The organism is Microbispora sp. CL1-1, assembly GCF_012034195.1.
Classification (GTDB): domain Bacteria; phylum Actinomycetota; class Actinomycetes; order Streptosporangiales; family Streptosporangiaceae; genus Microbispora.
In genome coordinates this window covers 196132-214737 of sequence record NZ_JAATEK010000008.1, presented here as the reverse complement: position 1 = coordinate 214737, position 18606 = coordinate 196132, and the positions used below count along the sequence as shown (strand labels likewise).

The following is an 18606-nucleotide window of genomic DNA, read 5'->3' as shown; positions in this document are numbered from 1 at the left end:
TCCCCTTAATCATGATCATCGCAACCGATATCGAACTTCGCGCCGGCTCGCGCCTGCTCATCGAGGGCGCCTCGTTCCGGGTGAACCCGGGCGACAAGATCGGCCTGGTCGGCCGCAACGGCGCCGGCAAGACCACGCTCACCAAGGTCCTGGCGGGGGAGGGGCTGCCCGCCGCGGGCACGGTCACGATCTCCGGCAGCGTCGGCTATCTGCCGCAGGACCCCCGCACCGGCGACCTGAGCGTGCTGGCGCGCGACCGGATCCTGTCGGCCCGCGGCCTCGACGACGTGCTCCGCGAGCTGCGCGAGGCCGAGGCCGGGATGGCGGCCGACGACCAGCGCGTGCGCGACCGCGCGGTGCGCGCCTACGGCCGCCTGGAGGACCGCCTGCACGTTCTCGGCGGCTACGCGGCGGAGTCCGAGGCGGCCTCGATCGCGTCGAGCCTCGGGCTGCCCGACCGTGTCCTCGGCCAGCCGCTGGAGACCCTGTCCGGTGGTCAGCGACGGCGGGTGGAGCTGGCCCGGATTCTGTTCTCCGGAGCGGAGACTCTCCTGCTTGACGAGCCGACAAACCACCTCGATGCGGACTCGATCGGCTGGCTTCGTGATTTTTTGCGCTCGCACCAGGGCGGCTTGGTGATCATCAGCCATGACGTAAACCTTCTTGATGCGACGGTAAATCGGGTGCTCCATCTCGACGCGAACCGCTGCGTGATCGACACCTACAACGTCGGCTGGAAGGCCTATCTCGCCCAGCGGGAGACCGACGAGAAACGGCGAAAGCGCGAGCGGGCCAATGCCGAGCGGCAGGCGTCCGCGCTGCTTTCCCAGGCCGACCGCATGCGGGCGAAGGCCACCAAGGCCAAGGCGGCCCAGGACATGGAGCGGCGCGCCAGGCGGCTGCTGTCCGGCGTCGAGGGCGAGCGGCGCTCCGACCGCGTAGCCAAGCTCCGCTTCCCCGACCCCGCGCCCTGCGGGAAGACCCCCCTGACGGCCCGCGGCCTGTCCAAGTCGTACGGCTCGCTGGAGGTGTTCACCGACGTCGACGCCGCGGTCGACCGGGGCTCGCGGATCGTCATCCTGGGCCTGAACGGCGCGGGCAAGACCACCCTGCTGCGGCTGTTCGCAGGCATCGAGAAGCCCGACACCGGCGAGGTCGTGCCGGGCCACGGGCTCAAGCTCGGCTACTACGCTCAGGAGCACGAGACGCTCGATCCCGAGCGCACGGTCCTGGAGAACATGCGGTCCGCGGGGCCCGACCTGGCCGACGTCGACCTGCGCAAGGTGCTGGGGTCGTTCCTGTTCACCGGCGACGACGTGGACAAGCCCGCCGGGGTCCTGTCGGGCGGCGAGAAGACCCGTCTCGCCCTTGCGACGCTGGTGCTGTCGAGCGCCAACGTGCTGCTGCTCGACGAGCCCACCAACAACCTCGATCCGGCCTCCCGCGACCAGGTGCTGTCGGCCCTCGGCTCCTACACCGGCGCGATTGTGCTGGTCACGCACGACGAGGGCGCGGTCGAGGCGCTGAAGCCGGATAGGGTGATTCTGTTGCCAGACGGAGTAGAAGACGCATGGAGCGACGAATTTTCCGATCTTGTGGCGCTTGCCTGATCTTAATTTGAGCGGGTAGGGATCTTTTCCCGCGGAGTAGGTAGCCGATCCCGCCGAAATGACTGATCATGGGCTGAAGTAACGCTGCGGAAGTCTGGCACTACAGGAGGTACTCGTGGCCGAGACTCTGAAGAAGGGCACCCGGGTGACCGGGGCCGACCGGGAAAAGCTGGCCGCTGATCTTAAGAAGCGCTATTCCGCGGGTGAGAGCATCCGCGCTCTGGCTGCTTCCACCGGCCGGTCGTACGGGTTCATCCACCGCATCCTCAGCGAGTCCGGGGTGACTCTGCGCGGACGCGGCGGCGCGACCCGGGGCAAGTCCAAGCGCTAGAGATCCACCTCAAGACGCGCGACCGCAGCCGCTCGTTCCTGCTGGAGGAGCGGTCGCGTCCGACTCGCCAGAACGATATTCGGTAAGCTCGGGCGCGACCGCGGGATGAACAGGAGGGCGGACGCCCGGCACGGACGGTGCGCCGCACCGGACCGGCCGTGCGAGGCGACGTCGCTCCGCACCGGACGCAGGAGCAGGGCATGGCGGAAGCGGCAATGGGGGGGAATCTGGAGCACGCCCTTGGGACGGGCGAAGGCTCCGATGTGTCGACGATCTCGGCGGCCGCGCCGGCCGAGGTCGGACTGCGCTTCGAGGTGGACGGCGAGATCGCGACCGTCACTTTGGACCGGCCGGACAAGCGCAACGCGCAGACGTTCGCGACATGGTCGGCCCTGGCCCGGATAGGGGAGACCCTTCCGGAGCAGGTGAGAGTGGTCGTGGTCAGAGGCGAGGGGCCGTCCTTCTCAGCCGGAATCGACCTGCGCATGTTCACACCCGAGGGGGTTCCCGGGCAGGAATCGTTCGCGAGCGCCGCGGTGCTCGGCGACTCCGAGTTCGAGCAGCTGATCGCGGAGGCACAGAAGGGTTTTCTGTGGCTGCGCAGGCCGGAGATCGTGTCGATCGCGGCCGTGCAGGGGCATGCGATCGGGGCGGGTTTCCAGCTCGCACTCGCGTGCGACCTGCGTGTCGTCACGGACGACGTGAAGTTCTGCATGAAGGAGCCCGCGCTGGGGCTGGTTCCCGACCTGACCGGGACCAAGCCCCTGGCCGACATCGTGGGGGTGCCGCGGGCCATCGAGATGTGCCTGACCGCGCGCACCGTGGGGGCCGCCGAGGCCGTACGGCTCGGCCTGGCCGAGATCGCGGTGCCCACGTCCGAGCTGGCCCAGGCCGTACAGGACCTGGCCGCCGCCCTGCTGGCGACCGACCGCGCCGCCGCGACCGCCACCAAGAGGCTGCTGCAGGCCGCGCCGGGACGCACGCTGGAGGAGCAGGCCGCCGCCGAGCGGATCGAGCAGGTGGCGCGCATCCGGGCACTGTTCGGAAGGAACTGAAGGACGCTGCTCGGGCCGAGTCGAAGGCCGCTGCTCGGGGCGGACCGCGCGGCACTGCTCGGGGCAGGCCGAAGGATGCGGTCCGAAGCGGGCTGCGCGCATCTGTTCGAAACGAACTAGGGTCTGTGTCCGGGGCGAACCGGTACGTGCTGTTCGCTTCGAGCTGACGGGGGAATCGGGGGTATCCTCCCGCCGCTGCAGGGCTGGGAGGATGTACGGCATATGGCGATGATGAACGGCGGCTACGGCCTACAGGTTATGCGCTCGTTACGGCGAGATAACTCCGTGACGAAGGAGCGGATCGCGCCGGGAACCGTCCGGCGCATCGCCGGTTACGCCCGGCCGTTCCGCGCCCAGATCGCCGGGTTCCTCGCACTGGTCGTGGTCGACGCGGTCATCGTGGTCGCCAACCCGCTGCTGATGAAGGCGATCATCGATCACGGCATCACTCCGAAGCGGGTCGACGTCGTGGTGTGGCTCGCCGTGGCGATCGGGGGGCTCGCGGTCCTGGACGCCGGGCTCGGCCTGGTGCAGCGGTGGTATTCCGCGCGCATCGGCGAGGGCCTGATCTACAACCTGCGCACCGAGGTCTTCGACCACGTGCAGCGCATGCCGGTCGCGTTCTTCATGCGCGCCCAGACCGGCGCGCTGGTCTCCCGGCTGAACACCGACGTCATCGGGGCGCAGCGGGCCCTCACCAGCACGCTGTCGTCGGTGGTGTCGAACGTCATCAGCCTGGTCATGGTGCTCGGCACCATGCTCGTGCTGTCGTGGCAGGTCACGCTGGTCGCGCTGGTCCTGCTGCCGATCTTCATCTTCCCGGCCAAGTGGGTCGGCCGCCGGATGTCCGCGCTGACCCGCGAGCAGATGCAGCTCGACGCCGAGATGAGCTCGGTGATGACCGAGCGGTTCAACGTGGCCGGGGCCATGGTCGCGAAGCTGTACGGCAGGCCGGACGACGAGGCGGCCCACTTCGCCGAGCGCGCGGGCCGGGTCCGCGACGTGGGCGTGACCGTCGCCATGTACGGCGCGGTGTTCCGCATCGCGCTCGGCCTGGTCGCCGCGCTGGCGACCGCGCTCGTCTACGGTCTCGGGGGCGCGCTGGCGATCGGCGGGGCGTTCGCGCTCGGCACCCTGGTCGCCCAGTCGTCCCTGCTCATGCGCCTGTACGGCCCGCTGACCAGCCTGTCGAACGTCCACGTGGACGTGATGACCGCCCTGGTGAGCTTCGACCGTGTCTTCGAGGTGCTCGACCTGAAGCCGATGGTCGCCGAGAAGCCGGACGCGCGGCCGATCCCCGAGGGGCCGGTCACGATCGAGTTCGACGATGTCCGCTTCCGCTACCCGTCCGCTTCCGATGTCTCGCTGGCGTCGCTGGAGTCGGTGGCCCGCCCGGACACCGGGCCCTCGCAGGAGGTGCTCAAGGGCGTGTCGTTCACCGCGCACCCCGGCGAGCTGGTGGCCCTCGTCGGGCACTCGGGCGCGGGCAAGACGACCATCACCTCGCTTGTGTCCCGGCTGTACGACGTGGACGAGGGGGCCGTGCGGATCAACGGCGTGGATGTCCGCGACGCCACCCTCGACAGCATCAGGGACACGGTGGGCGTGGTCATGCAGGACGCTCACCTGTTCCACGACACGATCGGCAACAACCTCCGCTACGCCCGGCCGGAGGCGACCGACGAGGAGATCTGGGACGCCCTGCGTGCGGCCCAGATCGCCGACCTGGTCAAGAACCTGCCGGAGGAGCTGGAGACGGTCGTCGGCGACCGCGGCTACCGGCTCTCGGGCGGGGAGAAGCAGCGCATCGCCCTGGCCCGGCTGCTGCTGAAGGCGCCGCGGGTGGTGGTGCTGGACGAGGCGACCGCCCATCTCGACTCGGAGTCCGAGGCGGCGGTGCAGCAGGCGCTGAAGACCGCGCTGCACGGCAGGACGTCTCTGGTGATCGCCCACCGGCTGTCGACGATCCGCGAGGCCGACACGATCCTCGTGATCGAGGACGGCCGGGTCGTCGAGCGCGGCCGGCACGAGGAGCTGCTGGAGCGGGGCGGCGCCTACGCCGAGCTCTACCGCACCCAGTTCACCGCCTCCGGCCAGAGCGCATCCTGAGGCCAGGCCCTGCGACGGCCTGGAGACGGCGGCCGGGGGATGACGGCCCGGAGACGACAGCCGGAAAACGGCGGCCTGGGGGATGACGGCCTGGAGATGACGGCGGGGAGACGACCGGTCATGCCGGCCGCCCACCGACGGGCTGCTCGCTCGCCGGCTCAGCGGTAGCCGAGGCGGGCGAGCTCCTCCCTGGCCACCTTCTCCACCAGCTCGGCGTCGTCCGCCGACAGCCGCCTGCGCCAGCTTCCCGGCCGGGGGATCGTCGCGCCGTACAGCGCGATCGTGGAGATCTTGGCCTCCAGGAAGGACGACACCGCCTCGATCGCGTCTCCCGGCGAGGCCACCATGTCCTCGTACCGCAGGGTGAGCAGGTGCTCGGCGGGCAGGTCGTGGCGCAGCGCGGCGCTCAGCCGTACGGCGCTGCGCCAGCGCAGGGCGCACTTGCCCGCGGGTGGCATCGCGGCCCAGCGCCCCCGGTGCTCGGCCGAGCGCACGCCGAGGAACGGATTGGGAAACTCGGCGTCCTCGCTCAGCATGTGGGGCTTGACCCAGGTCATGCAGGCGGGGTCGGCGAGCATGTCGGCGACGACGTCACGGCCGTCGCGGATGATCTGGATGAGCCGGGCGTCGGGGAACGCCTGCAGCAGCACCGGCGCGCTGTAGAGCAGGTCGGGGCTGGCGTCGCCGAACCGGGACAGCGAGCCCGGCCCGACGCAGGGCCCGGCGCCGACGATGCCGCCCGCCTCCCGGCAGGAGGCCGTGCACTCCGCGCACGCCGACGGGACCACCTGCCACGCTTCGGCGAGCACGTCGCGCAGCACCTGCGGGGCGCCGCCGCTGCGGGCGATCGACGGCCTCCTGGCGAAGGCGTAGACGACCCGGGCCACCGGGCCCCTGCCCATGGTCACGTGGAAGCCGGGCGAGCGCTTGAGGGCACGGCCCAGCAGGTCCGCGCCGGAGTGCGGAGCCGCGACAACGAACACCGGACGGCGGACCTTGACACCGTTGACCACGAGGATGTGCGTCGGAGGTCGCATAGATACCGCTAAGTCTGACACCCTTTGAAGGGTGAGCGAGCGCTTCCCGGGCGGGGCGGGCGGTGACGCCTCGATAACGGTCCCGAGACCGCCGCGGCGGCTGCGGCCCGGTGACACCGTCGCGCTGGTCGCGCCCTCGGGTCCCGTCGATCCCGAACGGCTCGAACGCGGCACCGACGTCCTGACCGGGCTCGGTCTGCGGGTCGTGCACGGGGCGTCGATCCTCGCGCGGGAGGGCTACCTGGCCGGGCCGGACGCCGCGCGGGCGGCCGACCTCCAGGACGCGTGGTGCGATCCCGGGGTGGCGGCGGTCATCTGCGCCAGGGGCGGCTACGGCGCCACCCGGCTGCTCGGGCTGCTCGACTGGGACGCGATGGCGGCGGCCGGGCCGAAGATCCTGCTCGGGTCGAGCGACATCACCGCGCTCCACCGGGCCTTCGCCGACCGGCTCGGCCTGGCGACGCTGTTCGGGCCGATGCCGGCGACCGCGCTGATCGGCGACCCGGAGGGGCCCGAGCCGGCCAGCCTCGCCTACTTGCGGGAGGCGCTGTTCGAGGGCGGCACGCCCGCGCCGATCACGGGCGACCGGGTGATCGTGCCGGGCCGGGCCGAGGGCAGGCTCACGGGAGGTAACCTCGCTCTGCTGGCCGCCCTGTGCGGCACGCCGTACGCGATGCGCGCGCGGGGGCGCGTCGTGCTGCTGGAGGACGTCACCGAGGAGCCGTACCGGATCGACCGCATGGTGACGCAACTACTGCAGGCCGGGTGTCTCGACGGCGCGGCGGGAATCGTGCTGGGATCGTGGGTGGAGTGTGGCGACCCCCTTCCCATGCTGGCCGAACGCCTGGCCCCGCTTGGTGTGCCGGTGCTCGCGGGACTGACTGTGGGCCATGGCACACCACAGATGAGTGTGTGGTTGGAGTCGAATGTGGCTATTGTGACCGAATCGTATTCTCTCTCGGGCATGTTCCGCGACTCGGACGCGGCAACCTGAGACCCGCCCCGGAGGCATCCGGGCGGTGGTGAAGGGATGGTGCGTTGGGACTCTTGCGGCGACTGCTCAGCCGGACACGGCCGGACCATCCCGCCCCGAGAGCCGTCGAGGACGTCGATCTCGACTCCCTGCTGGCCCTGGTCGCCGAGACCATGGGCTATACCTGCACGTTCGCGGCCGACGGGGCGTCGCTGACGCTGACCTCGCCCGAGCGTGAGCGGACGGTGAACCTCGTCGGCCTGCGCCGCGAGGCCGGTCGCCGTGCCCGCGAGGACTGGCCCATGCTGGTCTCCGAGCACCTCGCGCACGCCGTGTCGGGCGAGCCGTTCGACGCCTGCAACCTCACGCCCATCAGGCCGCTGCTGCGCACGCGCGTCCACGCCGCCGACGACCCGGCCTTCCCCGACCCCTCCCGGATCATCGGCCGCCACCTCAGCGCCGACCTGATCGAGGTGCTGACCATCGGCGCCCGTCCGGTGCGGCCGGAGGAGGCGTTCTGCTGGCCCATCCCGCCGGCCGAGGCGCTCGACGTGGCCGTCGGCAACGCCCTGACCGACGAGCGGCCCACCGTGTCGCGGCTCGACCTCGCCGGCACCGAGGTGTCGCTGCTGACCGCGCCCAGCGCCGCGGCCCACCTGCGCCGCCTGACGGCGTACATGGACGTGCCCGAGGACGGCATGCTCGCCGTGCTGCCGCACCGGGGCATGGTGGCCGTGCATCCCGTGGCCGGCATCGGGGTCGTCCGCGCGATCGAGCGCCTGCGCATCTTCGCCCACCGCGAGCACGCCGGCCGGGCCGACGGGCTGAGCCCCCACGTGTACTGGTGGCGCCGGGGCAAGCTGACCCGCATCCAGGCCGACCTCATCAGCCACGACGGGCAGACCCGGCTGGTCGTCGCGCCGCCGCCGGAGTTCGCCCGGCTCCTCGCCCGCATCGCCGGACGGCAGTAGCCGCGCCGGATATCGCCTGCGCGCGGTGGGCGACGCCGACGTCCCGCGACGCGCCGCCGCGCACCGGGCGGCGTTCCACCCGTCGCGGGTGACCGAGGAGAGCTACCACGCGGTCCGGCGGGCCTGGCCCTATCGGCCGGACCTGGACTGGATCGCCGAGGCGCCGGACGGGAGCGCCGCGGCGTTCTGCCTGGTCTGGCTGGACGAGGCCAACCGGGCCGCCCGCATCGAGCCGGCCGGCACCGCGCCGGGCCACCGCCGGCGCGGCCTCGCACGGGCCGCCTGCCTGGCCGCGCTGGACGCGGCGCGGCGGGCGGGCGCGCGGCAGGCGGTGGTGAGCCCGCGTGGTGACGACGCCTATCCGGTGCCCGTGCGGCTGTATCGGTCGCTCGGGTTCCGGGAGTGCGCCCGGAGCCTCGCCTACCGCCGCTCGGTGTAGCGGGTCAGCGCCCGTGCCGTACGGATCAGATGGATGTGGCTGAAGGCCTGGGGGAAGTTGCCGAGCTGGCGGCCGGTCTTGGGGTCGTATTCCTCGGCGAGGAGGCCGACGTCGTTGGTGAGGGCGATGAGGCGCTGGAAGAGCTCGACGGCGTCGTCGTGGCGGCCGATCATGGCGCGGGCTTCGGCGAGCCAGAAGCTGCAGGCGAGGAAGGCGCCTTCGCCGCCGGGGAGGCCGTCGACGGGGTTGTCTTCGGCGAGGGGATAGCGCAGGACGAAGCCGTCGGTCATGAGCTCGCGTTCGATGGCCTCGACGGTGCCGATGACGCGGGGGTCGTCGGGGGGCAGGAAGCCGACGATGGGGATCTGCAGGAGTGCGGCGTCGAGCTCGCGTGAGCCGTAGGACTGGGTGAAGGTGTTGCGCTCGGGGTCGTAGCCCTTGTCGCAGACCTCGGCGTGGATGCGGTCGCGCATGGCGCGCCAGCGCTCCACGTCGCCGCGCCGGCCCAGCTCCTCGATGACGCGGACCATGCGGTCGGCCGCGACCCAGGCCATGACCTTGGAGTGGACGAAGTGGCGGCGGGGTCCGCGCACCTCCCACAGTCCCTCGTCGGGCTGGTCCCAGTTGTGCTCGAAGAACTCCATGACCTTGGTGACCAGGGCCCACGCGTGGTTGTCCGGCGGCATGCCCTGCTTGCGCGCCTGATAGAGGGCGTCGACGACCTCCCCGTAGATGTCGAGCTGGAGCTGGGTCGCCGCGCCGTTGCCGATCCGCACGGGCGTGGAGTTCTCGTAGCCGGACAGCCAGTCGAGCGTCATCTCCGGCAGGCGGCGTTCGCCGGCCACGCCGTACAGGACCTGGACGTCCTCGGGACGGCCGGCGATGGCGCGCAGCAGCCAGGAACGCCAGGCGGCGGCCTCCTCGACGTATCCGGCGCCGGTCAGCGCGTCGAGCGTCATGGAGGCGTCGCGCAGCCAGCAGAAGCGGTAGTCCCAGTTGCGCACCCCGCCCAGGTGCTCCGGCAGTGACGTGGTCGGGGCGGCGACGATGCCGCCGGTCGGGCTGTAGGTCAGCGCCTTGAGCGTGATCAGCGAGCGGACCACGGCGTCGCGCCAGGGGCCCTGGTAACCGCAGCGGGAGACCCACTCCTGCCACATGAGCCTGGTCTCGGCGAGCTGCTCCATCGGGTCGATCCGCTCCGGCTCCGGCTCGTGGGAGGGATGCCAGGTGAACACGAACGGCACCCGCTCGCCGGCGGCGACCGTGAACCTCGCCTGGTGCCGGTAGTCGCCGCCGTGCAGCGGGACTCCGGAGTGGATCCAGACCGAGTCGGGGCCGCCGATGGCGTGCAGGTGCCCGTTGCTGCGGCGCACCCAGGGGACGATGCGGCCGTAGTCGAAGCGGATGCGGATCTCGGTCGTCATCTCCACGGTGCCCGACAGGCCCTCCACGATCCGTACGAGATCGGGGTTGGCGTGCCGGGGCGGCATGAAGTCGATCACCTTGGCCGCGCCCGTGGGCGTCTCCCAGACGGTCTCCAGGATGAGCGTGTCCTCGACGTACGCGCGGCGGGTGGCCTGCTCCTGTCCCGCGGCGGCCAGCCGCCAGAAGCCGTTGGACTCGTCGCCGAGCAGCCGGGTGAAACAGGAGGGGGAGTCGAACCGTGGCAGGCACAGCCAGTCGATCGAGCCGTCCCGGCCGACGAGGGCGGCCGACTGCATGTCGCCAACGAGGGCGTAATCCTCGATCCGCATGCCCGTCACGCTACCGGGCGCGGGCCGTCCGCTCATCCGCGAGCCGCGGCCGTCACGGGCCCGCGCTGGCCGCGTCAGGACGGCTTCGTGCCAGGTGGCCGGGCGGTGTCCCCGGCGGGGGCCCACAGCTTCATGAAAACCTGCGTCACCGGGCCGATCGTGACCGCGAACACCACCGTGCCGACCCCGACGGTGCCGCCGAGCAGCCAGCCGATGGCGAGCACGCTGATCTCGACGATCGTGCGGGCCAGCCGGATCGACAGGCCGAGCCGGTTGAGGCCCGTCATCAGGCCGTCGCGCGGCCCCGGGCCGAAGCCCGCGTGGATGTAGAGCCCGGAGGCGGCGGCGATGGCGACGACGCCGCCCAGCAGGAAGGCCCACTGTACCGGCCAGGCCGCGGGCGCGGGCACCAACGCCATCACCCCGTCGGCGCTGGTGCCGACCACCAGGACGTTGCTGATCGTGCCGAGACCGGGCCGCTGCTTGAGGGGGATCCACAGCAGCAGCACCAGCGCGCCCACCAGGTTGATCCACAGGCCGATCGACCACCCGGTGCGCACCGACAGGCCCTGGTGGAAGACCTCCCAGGGGTCGAGGCCCAGGCCGGACCTGACGAGCAGGGCGATCCCGGCGCCGTACAGCGCCAGGCCGGCATAGAGGCGGATGAGCCGCAGCGGGAGCGAACGGGGGCGGGGGAGGGACAGTTCGGTCATAGTCGGCCTATCGTGCAGGCTGGTGGGGTTGCGAGGAAAGGGCCAATCAGAGAAATTGGCCTGCATGGATCGGTACCTCAGCGCTCTGCAGCTCGCCCGGCTCGTGCTCGGCACCACAGGAGAAGCCGCGGGAAGGGGCGCGGGAGCGAGGGCGGGGAAGGGCGCGGGAGACGCGCAGGAGACCCGGCCCTACTACCGGGCGCTCGCGGACGCCGTACGCGGCCTGGTCCTCGACGGGAGGCTCGCCGTTGGGGTGCGCCTGCCGGCCGAGCGGCACCTGGCCGAGGCCCTCGGCGTCAGCCGCACCACCGTGACCGCGGCGTACGATCGGCTGCGCGAGCAGGGCTACCTGGAGAGCAGGCAGGGATCCGGCAGCCGGGCGACCCTGCCCGACGCGGGCGCGCTCGGCACCGACAACCCGTGGCTGGCGTCCGACGACGACGGGCTGCTGCCGCTGCACGCGGCCGCGCCCCCGGCGAGCGCCCTGCTCGGCGAGGCCATCGAGGAGGCGGGCCGGGCCTACCACCGGTACGCGCTGGGCATGGGCTACCACCCGGCCGGGCTCGCACCGCTCCGCGAGGCGATCGCCCGCAGGTACGGCGAGCGTGGCGTGCCCACCCGGCCCGAGCAGATCCTCGTCACGGCCGGGGCCCAGCAGGCCATCCACCTGCTGATGGCGGCGTTCGCCGAGAGGGGCGACCCGGTGCTGGTCGAGTCGCCGACCTATCCGCACGCGATCGACGCGGCACGGATGCGGGGAGCCCGCCTGGTGCCGGTCGGCGTGCAGGAGGACGGCTGGCACCTCGATCTTGTGACCTGTGCGATGCGGCAGACGGCGGCCCGGCTGGCCTACGTCATCCCCGACTTCCAGAACCCGACCGGCCACCTGATGGCCGACGCCGCCCGCGCCGAGCTGGTGGAGGCGGCACGACGGCACGGCGTGACGCTGATCGCCGACGAGAGCTGGGCCGAGATCGTGCTGGACGAGACGGCGCGTGCGGCGCCGCTGGCCGCGTTCGACACCGACGGCCGGGTGATCAGCGTGGGCTCGGCCTCCAAGCTCTGGTGGGGCGGCCTGCGGGTCGGCTGGATCCGGGCGAGCGCCGCGACCGTCCGCCGCCTGGCCGTGCTGCGGGCCGCCGTGGACATCGCGGGCGCGGTCTTCGAGCAGCTCGTCGTCGCGTGCCTGTTCGAGCGGATCGAGGAGGCGCGCGCCGAGCGCCGCCGTGGGCTCGGCGCGTCGTGTGCGGCGCTCGCCGCGGTGCTGCGGGAGGAGCTGCCCGGCTGGGCGTTCACCACGCCGCGCGGCGGCGGCTCGCTGTGGGTGCGGCTCGACGGGCCGGTGGCGAGCTCGGTCGCCGAGGCCGCCGCCGCCCGTGGCGTACGGCTGGCTCCGGGGCCGTGGTTCGGCGTGGACGGGACGCTGGAGCGCTACCTGCGGCTGCCGTTCACCCAGCCGCCGGCGGTGATGGAGGAGGCGGTGCGCCGCATCGCCCGCGACCCCGCCCGCTATCGCCCGCGCGAGCCGCTCATGCCGGCCCTGTGACCCTCAGCCCGGCACGGGCGGTGTGGGCGTCAGCTCGGCGTGGGCGTTTGCTCGGTGTGGGCGTTTGCTCGGTGTGGGCGTTTGCTCGGTGTGGGCACGGGCGGCACGTGGTGCTCGGCCATCAGCATGCGGAGCCTGCGGACGAACAGCAGCATGACGAGCCCCGCCGCGATCGCGGCGAGCGCGAGGGTGAGGTAGTACATCGGCATCGGCACGACCTTGGTCAGCCGGTAGGCCTGGCCGCCGACGGAGTCGCCGAGGGCCATGGAGAGGAACCACAGGCCCATGAGCTGGTTCTCGAACGCCCGGGGGGCGAGCTTGTTGGTGACCGACAGCCCGGCCGGGCTGAGGAACAGCTCGCCGACGGTCTGGATGAGGTAGACCGACAGCAGCCACATGACCGAGACCTTCACCCCGCCGGTGGCGATGCCGGACGCGACCGACATGACGACGAAGCTCACCCCGACGAGCACCAGGCCGACCGCGAACTTGAGCGGCGTGCTGATCCGGGTGCCCGCCTTGAGGAACATCTCCGCGAAGAGGGGGGCGACGAGGATGATCACCAGCGAGTTGATGTTGCCCACCCAGCCCGGCGGGATCGTGAAGCCGAGCACGTCCAGGTCGGTGTCGTTCTTGGCGAACAGCAGCAGGGCGCTGCCGGCCTGGTCGTAGACGAGCCAGAAGATCGCGGCGGCCAGGAACAGCCACACGTACGCGAACAGGCCCTTCCGCTCCTCCGCGGTGACCTCGCGCGAGGAGAACAGGAAGACGAAGTACGCGACCGGCACGGCCGCCGTGACGACCGTGAGCACGAGGGCGAACCGGTCCACGGTGAGCGTGCCGCTGAGCGCCCACAGGGTCAGCGCGCCCGCGCCGGCGGCGAGCGCGACGCTGGCCACGACCTTGAAGCGGCGCTCCTCGTCCGGTGTCATGCGGTGGTCCGGCTCCTCGCCGGCGCCGCGGAGCGTGGCCCGGCCCCGGACGTACTGCGCCAGGCCGAAGGCCATGCCGAGGGCGGCCGCGCCGAAGGCGAGGTGCCAGCGGTCGCCCGTCTGCAGCCAGGGCACGACCATGATGCCGATGAAGGCGCCCAGGTTGATGCCCATGTAGAAGATCGTGTAGCCGGAGTCGCGCCGGGCGTCGTCCTCGTGCCGGTAGAGCTCGCCCACCAGCGCCGACATGTTCGGCTTGAGCAGCCCGCTGCCCAGCGCGATCAGCACGAGGCCGAGCCAGACGAACCCGCCGCCCATGGGCATCGCCATGCTGACGTGGCCGCCCATGATGACCAGGGCGCCGCACAGCACGGTCCTGCGGGCTCCGAGCAGCCGGTCGCCGAGCCAGCCGCCCGCGATGGCGAGGAGGTAGACCGAGGCGATGTAGACGCCGTAGATGCCGACGGCGGTCGTCTCCGGCAGGCCCATGCCGCCGCGCGTGACGGGCGCGGTCAGGAACAGCACGAGGATGGCGCGCATGCCGTAGTAGCTGAACCGCTCCCACATCTCGGTGCCGAACAGCGTGGCCAGCCCCCGCGGATGGCCGAAGAACGTCCGCTCGACGGTCGGCGGACCCGATCTACCGGATGCCATGTGAACCCCCGATCACACTCCGTCTTGTGTACCTTACCTGCCTTTATGTGCTATTTGTCCGATTGTGAGGGCCGCGTATAGCACAGGCCGTCGCTCTACTCCTCGCCGGGGTCTTGTCCACGGTGATCCCGTGTGGTGCGATGCATGCCACGCGTGCGGAATACCCGTTGGGAGGCGCGATGTCCGGCGTACTTGAGGAGCGGGCCGCGATCGAGCAGGAGATCGCCGGCAGGACGGTATGCGAGCAGCTCAGGTGGGCCGCGCAGGAGCATCCGGACGCGCCCGCCTACTCCGATCCCACCGGCGACGGCTGGACGACCCTGACCTACGCCGAGGCGCGCGAAAGGGTGCTGCGGATCGCCGCCGGCTACACCGCGCTGGGCCTGCGGCCGGGCGACTCCGTCGCGCTGATGCTGGTCAACCGCAGCGAGCACGTGCTCGCCGACCTCGGGGCCGTCCACGCGGGCGGCGTCCCCTGCTCGATCTACGCGACCTTCGCCCCCGAGCAGGTCGCGTACGTCGCCCGCGACGTCGGGGCGCGGATCGCGGTGCTCGGCGGCCCGGCCGACCTGGCCCGCTGGGAGCCGGTGCTCGGCGAGCTGCCCGCGCTCACGAAGATCATCCTGTTGGAGGGCGCCGCCCCCGAGGGCGACGAGCGCTTCCTGAGCTGGGAGGCGTTCCTGGAGCTCGGCGCCGATGCACTGGCCGCCGACCCGGCCGCGGTGGACGCCCGCTGGCAGGCGGTGACCCCGGAGGACACGCTGACCGTCCTCTACACCTCGGGGACGACCGGCAACCCCAAGGGCGTCCCGCTGACGCACACGAACGTGCTGTTCGAGCTCGTCGCGACCCAGCGCATGATCGACCTGCCCATGCGCAGCACGCAGATCTCCTACCTCACCTACGCCCACATCGCCGAGCGGGTGCTGAGCCTCTATCTGCCGCTGGTCAAGGTCAACCACGTCCACTTCTGCACGGACCTGGCCAACCTCGGCGCCACGCTCGGCCAGGTGCACCCGGTGCTGTTCTTCGGCGTCCCCCGCGTCTGGGAGAAGATGATGGCCCGGCTGCAGGCCCTGCTCGCCACCCAGCCGCCCGAGCAGCAGGAGAACGTGCGGGCCGCGATGGCCGCCGGGCTCGCGTACGTCGAGGGGCAGCAGCACGGCCACACGGTCACGCCCGAGGTGCGCGAGGCGTACGAGCAGGCCGACGCGGCGCTGCTGTCGATCGTCCGCAGCCTGATCGGGCTCGACCAGGCCCGCTGGTGCGCGACCGCCGCCGCGCCGATGCCGGAAGAGGTGCAGCGGTTCTTCGCCGGCCTCGGCCTCAAGGTCATCGACGTGTACGGCATGACCGAGACGACCGGAGCCTTCACCGGCAACACGCCCGAGGTCTTCAAACTCGGCACGGTGGGCCGGGCCGAGCCGGGCGTGGAGGTGCGGATCGCCGAGGACGGCGAGATCCTCACCCGCAGCCCGCTCAACACCCGGGGCTACCTCGGCCTGCCGGAGGCGACCGCCGAGCTCCTCGACGACGACGGCTGGCTGCACACCGGCGACGTGGGGTCGATCGACGAGGACGGCTTCGTCCGCATCGTCGACCGGAAGAAGGAGCTGTTCATCACCTCCGGCGGGGAGAACGTCTCCCCGGCCGCCATCGAGGGCCACCTGAAGGAGCACCCGCTCATCGGCCAGGCCCTCGCGTACGGCGACCGCAGGCCCTATCCCGTGGCGATCCTCACCCTGGACGGCGAGGTGGCCCCCGAGTGGGCGCGGGCGCGGGGCATCGCCTTCGACTCCCTGGCCGACCTGGCCGCGCATCCGGACGTGCTCAAGGAGATCGAGGCGGCGGTCGAGGCGGCCAACCGCAAGCTCGCCCGGGTGCAGCAGGTCAAGCGGTGGCGGCTGCTGCCCGTCGAGTGGACGGCCGAGACCGCGGAGCTCACCCCCAGCCTCAAGCTCAAGCGCCGGGTCGTCCACGCCCGGTACGCCGAGGTGATCGAGGAGCTGTACACGACCGGCTGACCACGCGGCGGGCTCCCGCCGGGCCGGATCCGCGCGACACCGCGGCCATGCGGGGCCGAGCCCGCACAGCGCCGGGGCCTCGCCGTGCGGGATCGTCACCGGGCCGGACCTGTACGGCGCGGAGGTCGCGGTGCCGATCGCCGGCGCACCAGAGTCTCGCCGGGCCGGATGCAGCGTGCCGGATGGGCCGTGCCGGTCTTCGGGGCCGGTCTTCCGGGCCGATCTTCCGGGCCGATCTTCCGGGCCGATCTTCCGGGCCGGTCTCCGGGGCCGGTCTCCGGGCAGGCTGACCGTGCCGGTTTTTCACCGTGCCGGTTTTTCACCGGGCCGATTTTTTACCGGGCCGGGAGTGTGTCGGGGGCGGGACGGCCCGCGGGCGTGCGTACGGTCACGGGGCATGATGAGACCTCTGCTCGCGACGCTGGTCCTTTCGACCGCGACGACGGCGGCGGCCGCCGCGCCGGCCCCCGCCTCCGGCGACCTGGCCATCCGCTCGATCGTGGTGCGCCCGTCCGACCCCGTGGTCGGCCCGAGCGGGTCGGTGCGGCTGGTCGTCGACGTGGTCGCACGCGGCGCGGACCGCGTCTCCGTCGTCCTGGAGCCTGGCCGCGCCCCCGCGGATGGCGACGAGCCGGGTGAGGAGCCCGAGCCGGACGTCACGCCCTCGCCGCCGTCAGGCGACGCCGTTCCGGTGCCGTCCGCCTCCCCGGACCCGATGGTCCCCCCGGGCGGCGCCGTGCCCGGTGCCGTGCCGGTCGGTGTGCCCGCAGGCGTGCCCCTGCCGGGCCTGGGCGCGCTGGCGTCCGCCGTGGTGCCCAGGATGACGGGCGCGTCGCGCGACGGCCGGCCGGTCCGGCGGATGTCGTCCGGGGAGTGGGAGACCTGGCGGTTCCTCCCCGACAAGGCCCTGTCGCGGTGGTATCCGCACGGCCCTTGGACGGTCACCGCGACCGCGGTGAACGCGCGGGGCGAACGGGCCGTGGCCCACGCGGGCTTCAACCTGCGCAGGGAGACCCAGATCGAGGGGCTCAAGGTGGCCCGTGAGGGGAACAGCGTGCGCGTCACCGGGACGCTGCTGCGGGTGGGCCCCGGCGGGAAGGTGGACTACCGGCCCTTCGCCGGGCAGCGGGTCACGATCCGGTTCCGCCCCGAAGGGTCGTCCCGCTGGAAGACCGTCGGGGAGGCGGTCACCCGCGAGGACGGCTGGTTCAACGCGAAGGTCCGTGCGGACGGCGAGGGCTCCTGGCGTGCCGAGTACGCGGGCACACCCCGGTACGCCGCCGAGACCAGCGCACAACGAGAGGCGTGACCAGCCTCACGTATCACAAAAAGTATAAAGAAGACGTAAGGGACGTTATGATTTTGTAATCACTTTTCCGAAGATGTGCGGCAACTTTTCTCTCTCTTTTGACGTCTATGACAGGTGGCGTACCCCAAACCGGGGGTGCGTTCCTGAACGGGGAGAGGAATGACCCTCATGGTGAAACGAGCTGCTACCACCCTGGTAGCGGTCGCCATGGGCGCCACGGCGCTCGCGACTGCGCCCGCGTACGCGGACACTGTCGCGCCCACGTCGACGCCCACGCCGAGCCCCTCCGCTGGGCACACCTTCAACAAGCCGCACAAGCCGGACTCCCACCAGCCCGACTTCCACAAGCCGTACAAGCCCGACCCGCGCATCCTGTCGGTCGACGTCAGCCCGAACGTGGTCGTGGTGAGCAAGGGCCGGTCCGCCCAGGTCACCGCCCGGGTCACGACCAAGGACGTCCAGAGCGTGGACATCGACCTGTGGGGTCCCGGGGTCGGTCACGGCGGCCACGGCGGCAACCACTGGTTCGGCAAGCAGAAGAGCGGTCACAACGGTCCGAAGCTCGACCACACCTCGCGGACGTGGAGCTTCGACTGGAACGACCGCGCCGGCACCTACAAGGTGCACGTCGTGGCCGTCGGCCTCGACGGCAAGAAGTACACCACCGACCGCAGCTTCACGGTGAAGCGCAAGGTGTCGCACGCGCCGCGCCCGACGGGTCCGAAGGCGACCCGCATCGCCGGCTTCGACGCCACGCCCGAGCCGGTCCGCAAGGGCCGCTCGCTCACCCTCAAGGGCACGCTGCAGGTCGCGCAGTGCTGGGGTGACTGGTACTACGGGTGGAACGACTTCACCGGCCGCCGTGGCGGCGCCCGCTTCTGCTCCGACAGCAACAACTACTGGAACAGCTGGCACTGGCTGGGCTCGCAGACCGTGAAGGTCTACTTCCAGCCCTCCGGCTCCCACAAGTGGCAGTACGTCAACTCCGTCAAGACCGCCGGTGACGGCGACTTCGCCACCAAGGTCCGGGCCTTCCGCTCCGGCACCTGGGCGGTGCGGTTCGACGGCGGCCACGGGCTCAAGGGTTCCCAGGCGACCGACTACGTGAAGGTCGTGCGCCACTAGAAACCCCGACCGCGACGCCCGGTT

At 71.7% G+C, this 18606-nt stretch carries 15 protein-coding genes; 11 read left to right on the top strand and 4 right to left on the bottom strand.

What is annotated here, in order from left to right:
* The first annotated feature begins 11 nt into the window (after positions 1 to 11).
* From HCK04_RS13205 to HCK04_RS13190, 4 genes are all read left to right on the top strand, one after another.
* On the top strand, positions 12 to 1610 hold the full coding sequence (locus HCK04_RS13205) for an ABC-F family ATP-binding cassette domain-containing protein (RefSeq protein ID WP_142647510.1): 1599 nt from the start codon (positions 12 to 14) through the stop codon (positions 1608 to 1610).
* Between the two features lie 115 nt (positions 1611 to 1725).
* The gene (locus tag HCK04_RS13200) at positions 1726 to 1941 is read left to right on the top strand and encodes a helix-turn-helix domain-containing protein (RefSeq protein WP_030507271.1); all 216 of its coding nucleotides are present in this window, start codon (positions 1726 to 1728) and stop codon (positions 1939 to 1941) included.
* A gap of 200 nt (positions 1942 to 2141) precedes the next feature.
* Positions 2142 to 2996, top strand: a complete 855-nt coding sequence (locus tag HCK04_RS13195; protein ID WP_142647452.1) for an enoyl-CoA hydratase/isomerase family protein — start codon at positions 2142 to 2144, stop codon at positions 2994 to 2996.
* Between the two features lie 222 nt (positions 2997 to 3218).
* Positions 3219 to 5105 carry an ABC transporter ATP-binding protein gene (locus HCK04_RS13190; RefSeq protein WP_142647451.1) on the top strand — a complete coding sequence of 629 codons (1887 nt, stop codon included), beginning with the start codon at positions 3219 to 3221 and terminating at the stop codon, positions 5103 to 5105.
* 158 nt (positions 5106 to 5263) lie between these two features.
* Here the strand turns inward: HCK04_RS13190 and HCK04_RS13185 are convergent, their stop codons facing one another.
* On the bottom strand, positions 5264 to 6142 hold the full coding sequence (locus HCK04_RS13185) for a sulfotransferase (RefSeq protein WP_142647450.1): 879 nt from the start codon (positions 6140 to 6142) through the stop codon (positions 5264 to 5266).
* A 31-nt stretch (positions 6143 to 6173) separates the two neighbouring features.
* On the opposite strand from HCK04_RS13185, the gene HCK04_RS13180 reads away from it, so the two are divergent.
* The 3 genes from HCK04_RS13180 to HCK04_RS44160 are packed head-to-tail and all read left to right on the top strand — an operon-like array spanning position 6174 to position 8525.
* A complete protein-coding gene (locus HCK04_RS13180) occupies positions 6174 to 7136 on the top strand; it encodes an LD-carboxypeptidase (protein WP_142647449.1) in 963 nt (320 codons plus the stop codon).
* Positions 7137 to 7180: 44 nt separating this feature from the next.
* Positions 7181 to 8086, top strand: a complete 906-nt coding sequence (locus HCK04_RS13175; protein ID WP_240971354.1) for a hypothetical protein — start codon at positions 7181 to 7183, stop codon at positions 8084 to 8086.
* 25 nt (positions 8087 to 8111) lie between these two features.
* Entirely contained in the window at positions 8112 to 8525 is a 414-nt protein-coding gene (locus HCK04_RS44160) for a GNAT family N-acetyltransferase (RefSeq protein ID WP_168065890.1), read from the top strand.
* On the opposite strand, the gene HCK04_RS13165 is transcribed toward HCK04_RS44160, so the two are convergent.
* Positions 8507 to 10279, bottom strand: coding sequence for a glycoside hydrolase family 15 protein (locus HCK04_RS13165; protein ID WP_142647447.1), 1773 nt, complete (start codon positions 10277 to 10279; stop codon positions 8507 to 8509). The genes HCK04_RS44160 and HCK04_RS13165 overlap by 19 nt on opposite strands.
* A gap of 74 nt (positions 10280 to 10353) precedes the next feature.
* Complete coding sequence (locus tag HCK04_RS13160) at positions 10354 to 10992, bottom strand: hypothetical protein (protein ID WP_142647446.1); 639 nt, start codon at positions 10990 to 10992, stop codon at positions 10354 to 10356.
* A 64-nt stretch (positions 10993 to 11056) separates the two neighbouring features.
* Here HCK04_RS13160 and HCK04_RS13155 point away from each other — a divergent pair, with 64 nt between their 5' ends.
* Entirely contained in the window at positions 11057 to 12538 is a 1482-nt protein-coding gene (locus HCK04_RS13155; RefSeq protein WP_142647445.1) for a PLP-dependent aminotransferase family protein, read from the top strand.
* 29 nt (positions 12539 to 12567) lie between these two features.
* Here HCK04_RS13155 and HCK04_RS13150 read toward each other — a convergent pair whose 3' ends face one another.
* Positions 12568 to 14124 carry an oligopeptide:H+ symporter gene (locus HCK04_RS13150; protein WP_142647444.1) on the bottom strand — a complete coding sequence of 519 codons (1557 nt, stop codon included), beginning with the start codon at positions 14122 to 14124 and terminating at the stop codon, positions 12568 to 12570.
* 179 nt (positions 14125 to 14303) lie between these two features.
* On the opposite strand from HCK04_RS13150, the gene HCK04_RS13145 reads away from it, so the two are divergent.
* The 3 genes from HCK04_RS13145 to HCK04_RS13135 all read left to right on the top strand — a co-directional run bounded on the left by HCK04_RS13145 (position 14304) and on the right by HCK04_RS13135 (position 18582).
* Positions 14304 to 16148, top strand: coding sequence for an AMP-dependent synthetase/ligase (locus tag HCK04_RS13145; protein WP_142647443.1), 1845 nt, complete (start codon positions 14304 to 14306; stop codon positions 16146 to 16148).
* A 397-nt stretch (positions 16149 to 16545) separates the two neighbouring features.
* Positions 16546 to 17457 (top strand): hypothetical protein, encoded by a 912-nt coding sequence (locus HCK04_RS13140; protein WP_142647442.1) that lies wholly within the window; start codon positions 16546 to 16548, stop codon positions 17455 to 17457.
* Between the two features lie 168 nt (positions 17458 to 17625).
* Entirely contained in the window at positions 17626 to 18582 is a 957-nt protein-coding gene (locus HCK04_RS13135) for a hypothetical protein (RefSeq protein WP_142647441.1), read from the top strand.
* The last annotated feature ends 24 nt before the right edge of the window (positions 18583 to 18606 follow it).

Bases quoted from the DNA above. Each gene is read 5' to 3' on its own strand.
- HCK04_RS13205 (WP_142647510.1), top strand. From the start codon at position 12: ATGATCATCGCAACCGATATCGAACTTCGCGCCGGCTCGCGCCTGCTC.
- HCK04_RS13195 (WP_142647452.1), top strand. From the start codon at position 2,142: ATGGCGGAAGCGGCAATGGGGGGGAATCTGGAGCACGCCCTTGGGACG.
- HCK04_RS13190 (WP_142647451.1), top strand. From the start codon at position 3,219: ATGGCGATGATGAACGGCGGCTACGGCCTACAGGTTATGCGCTCGTTA.
- HCK04_RS13185 (WP_142647450.1), bottom strand. From the start codon at position 6,142: ATGCGACCTCCGACGCACATCCTCGTGGTCAACGGTGTCAAGGTCCGC.
- HCK04_RS13165 (WP_142647447.1), bottom strand. From the start codon at position 10,279: ATGCGGATCGAGGATTACGCCCTCGTTGGCGACATGCAGTCGGCCGCC.
- HCK04_RS13160 (WP_142647446.1), bottom strand. From the start codon at position 10,992: ATGACCGAACTGTCCCTCCCCCGCCCCCGTTCGCTCCCGCTGCGGCTC.
- HCK04_RS13155 (WP_142647445.1), top strand. From the start codon at position 11,057: ATGGATCGGTACCTCAGCGCTCTGCAGCTCGCCCGGCTCGTGCTCGGC.
- HCK04_RS13150 (WP_142647444.1), bottom strand. From the start codon at position 14,124: ATGGCATCCGGTAGATCGGGTCCGCCGACCGTCGAGCGGACGTTCTTC.
- HCK04_RS13145 (WP_142647443.1), top strand. From the start codon at position 14,304: ATGTCCGGCGTACTTGAGGAGCGGGCCGCGATCGAGCAGGAGATCGCC.
- HCK04_RS13140 (WP_142647442.1), top strand. From the start codon at position 16,546: ATGATGAGACCTCTGCTCGCGACGCTGGTCCTTTCGACCGCGACGACG.
- HCK04_RS13135 (WP_142647441.1), top strand. From the start codon at position 17,626: ATGGTGAAACGAGCTGCTACCACCCTGGTAGCGGTCGCCATGGGCGCC.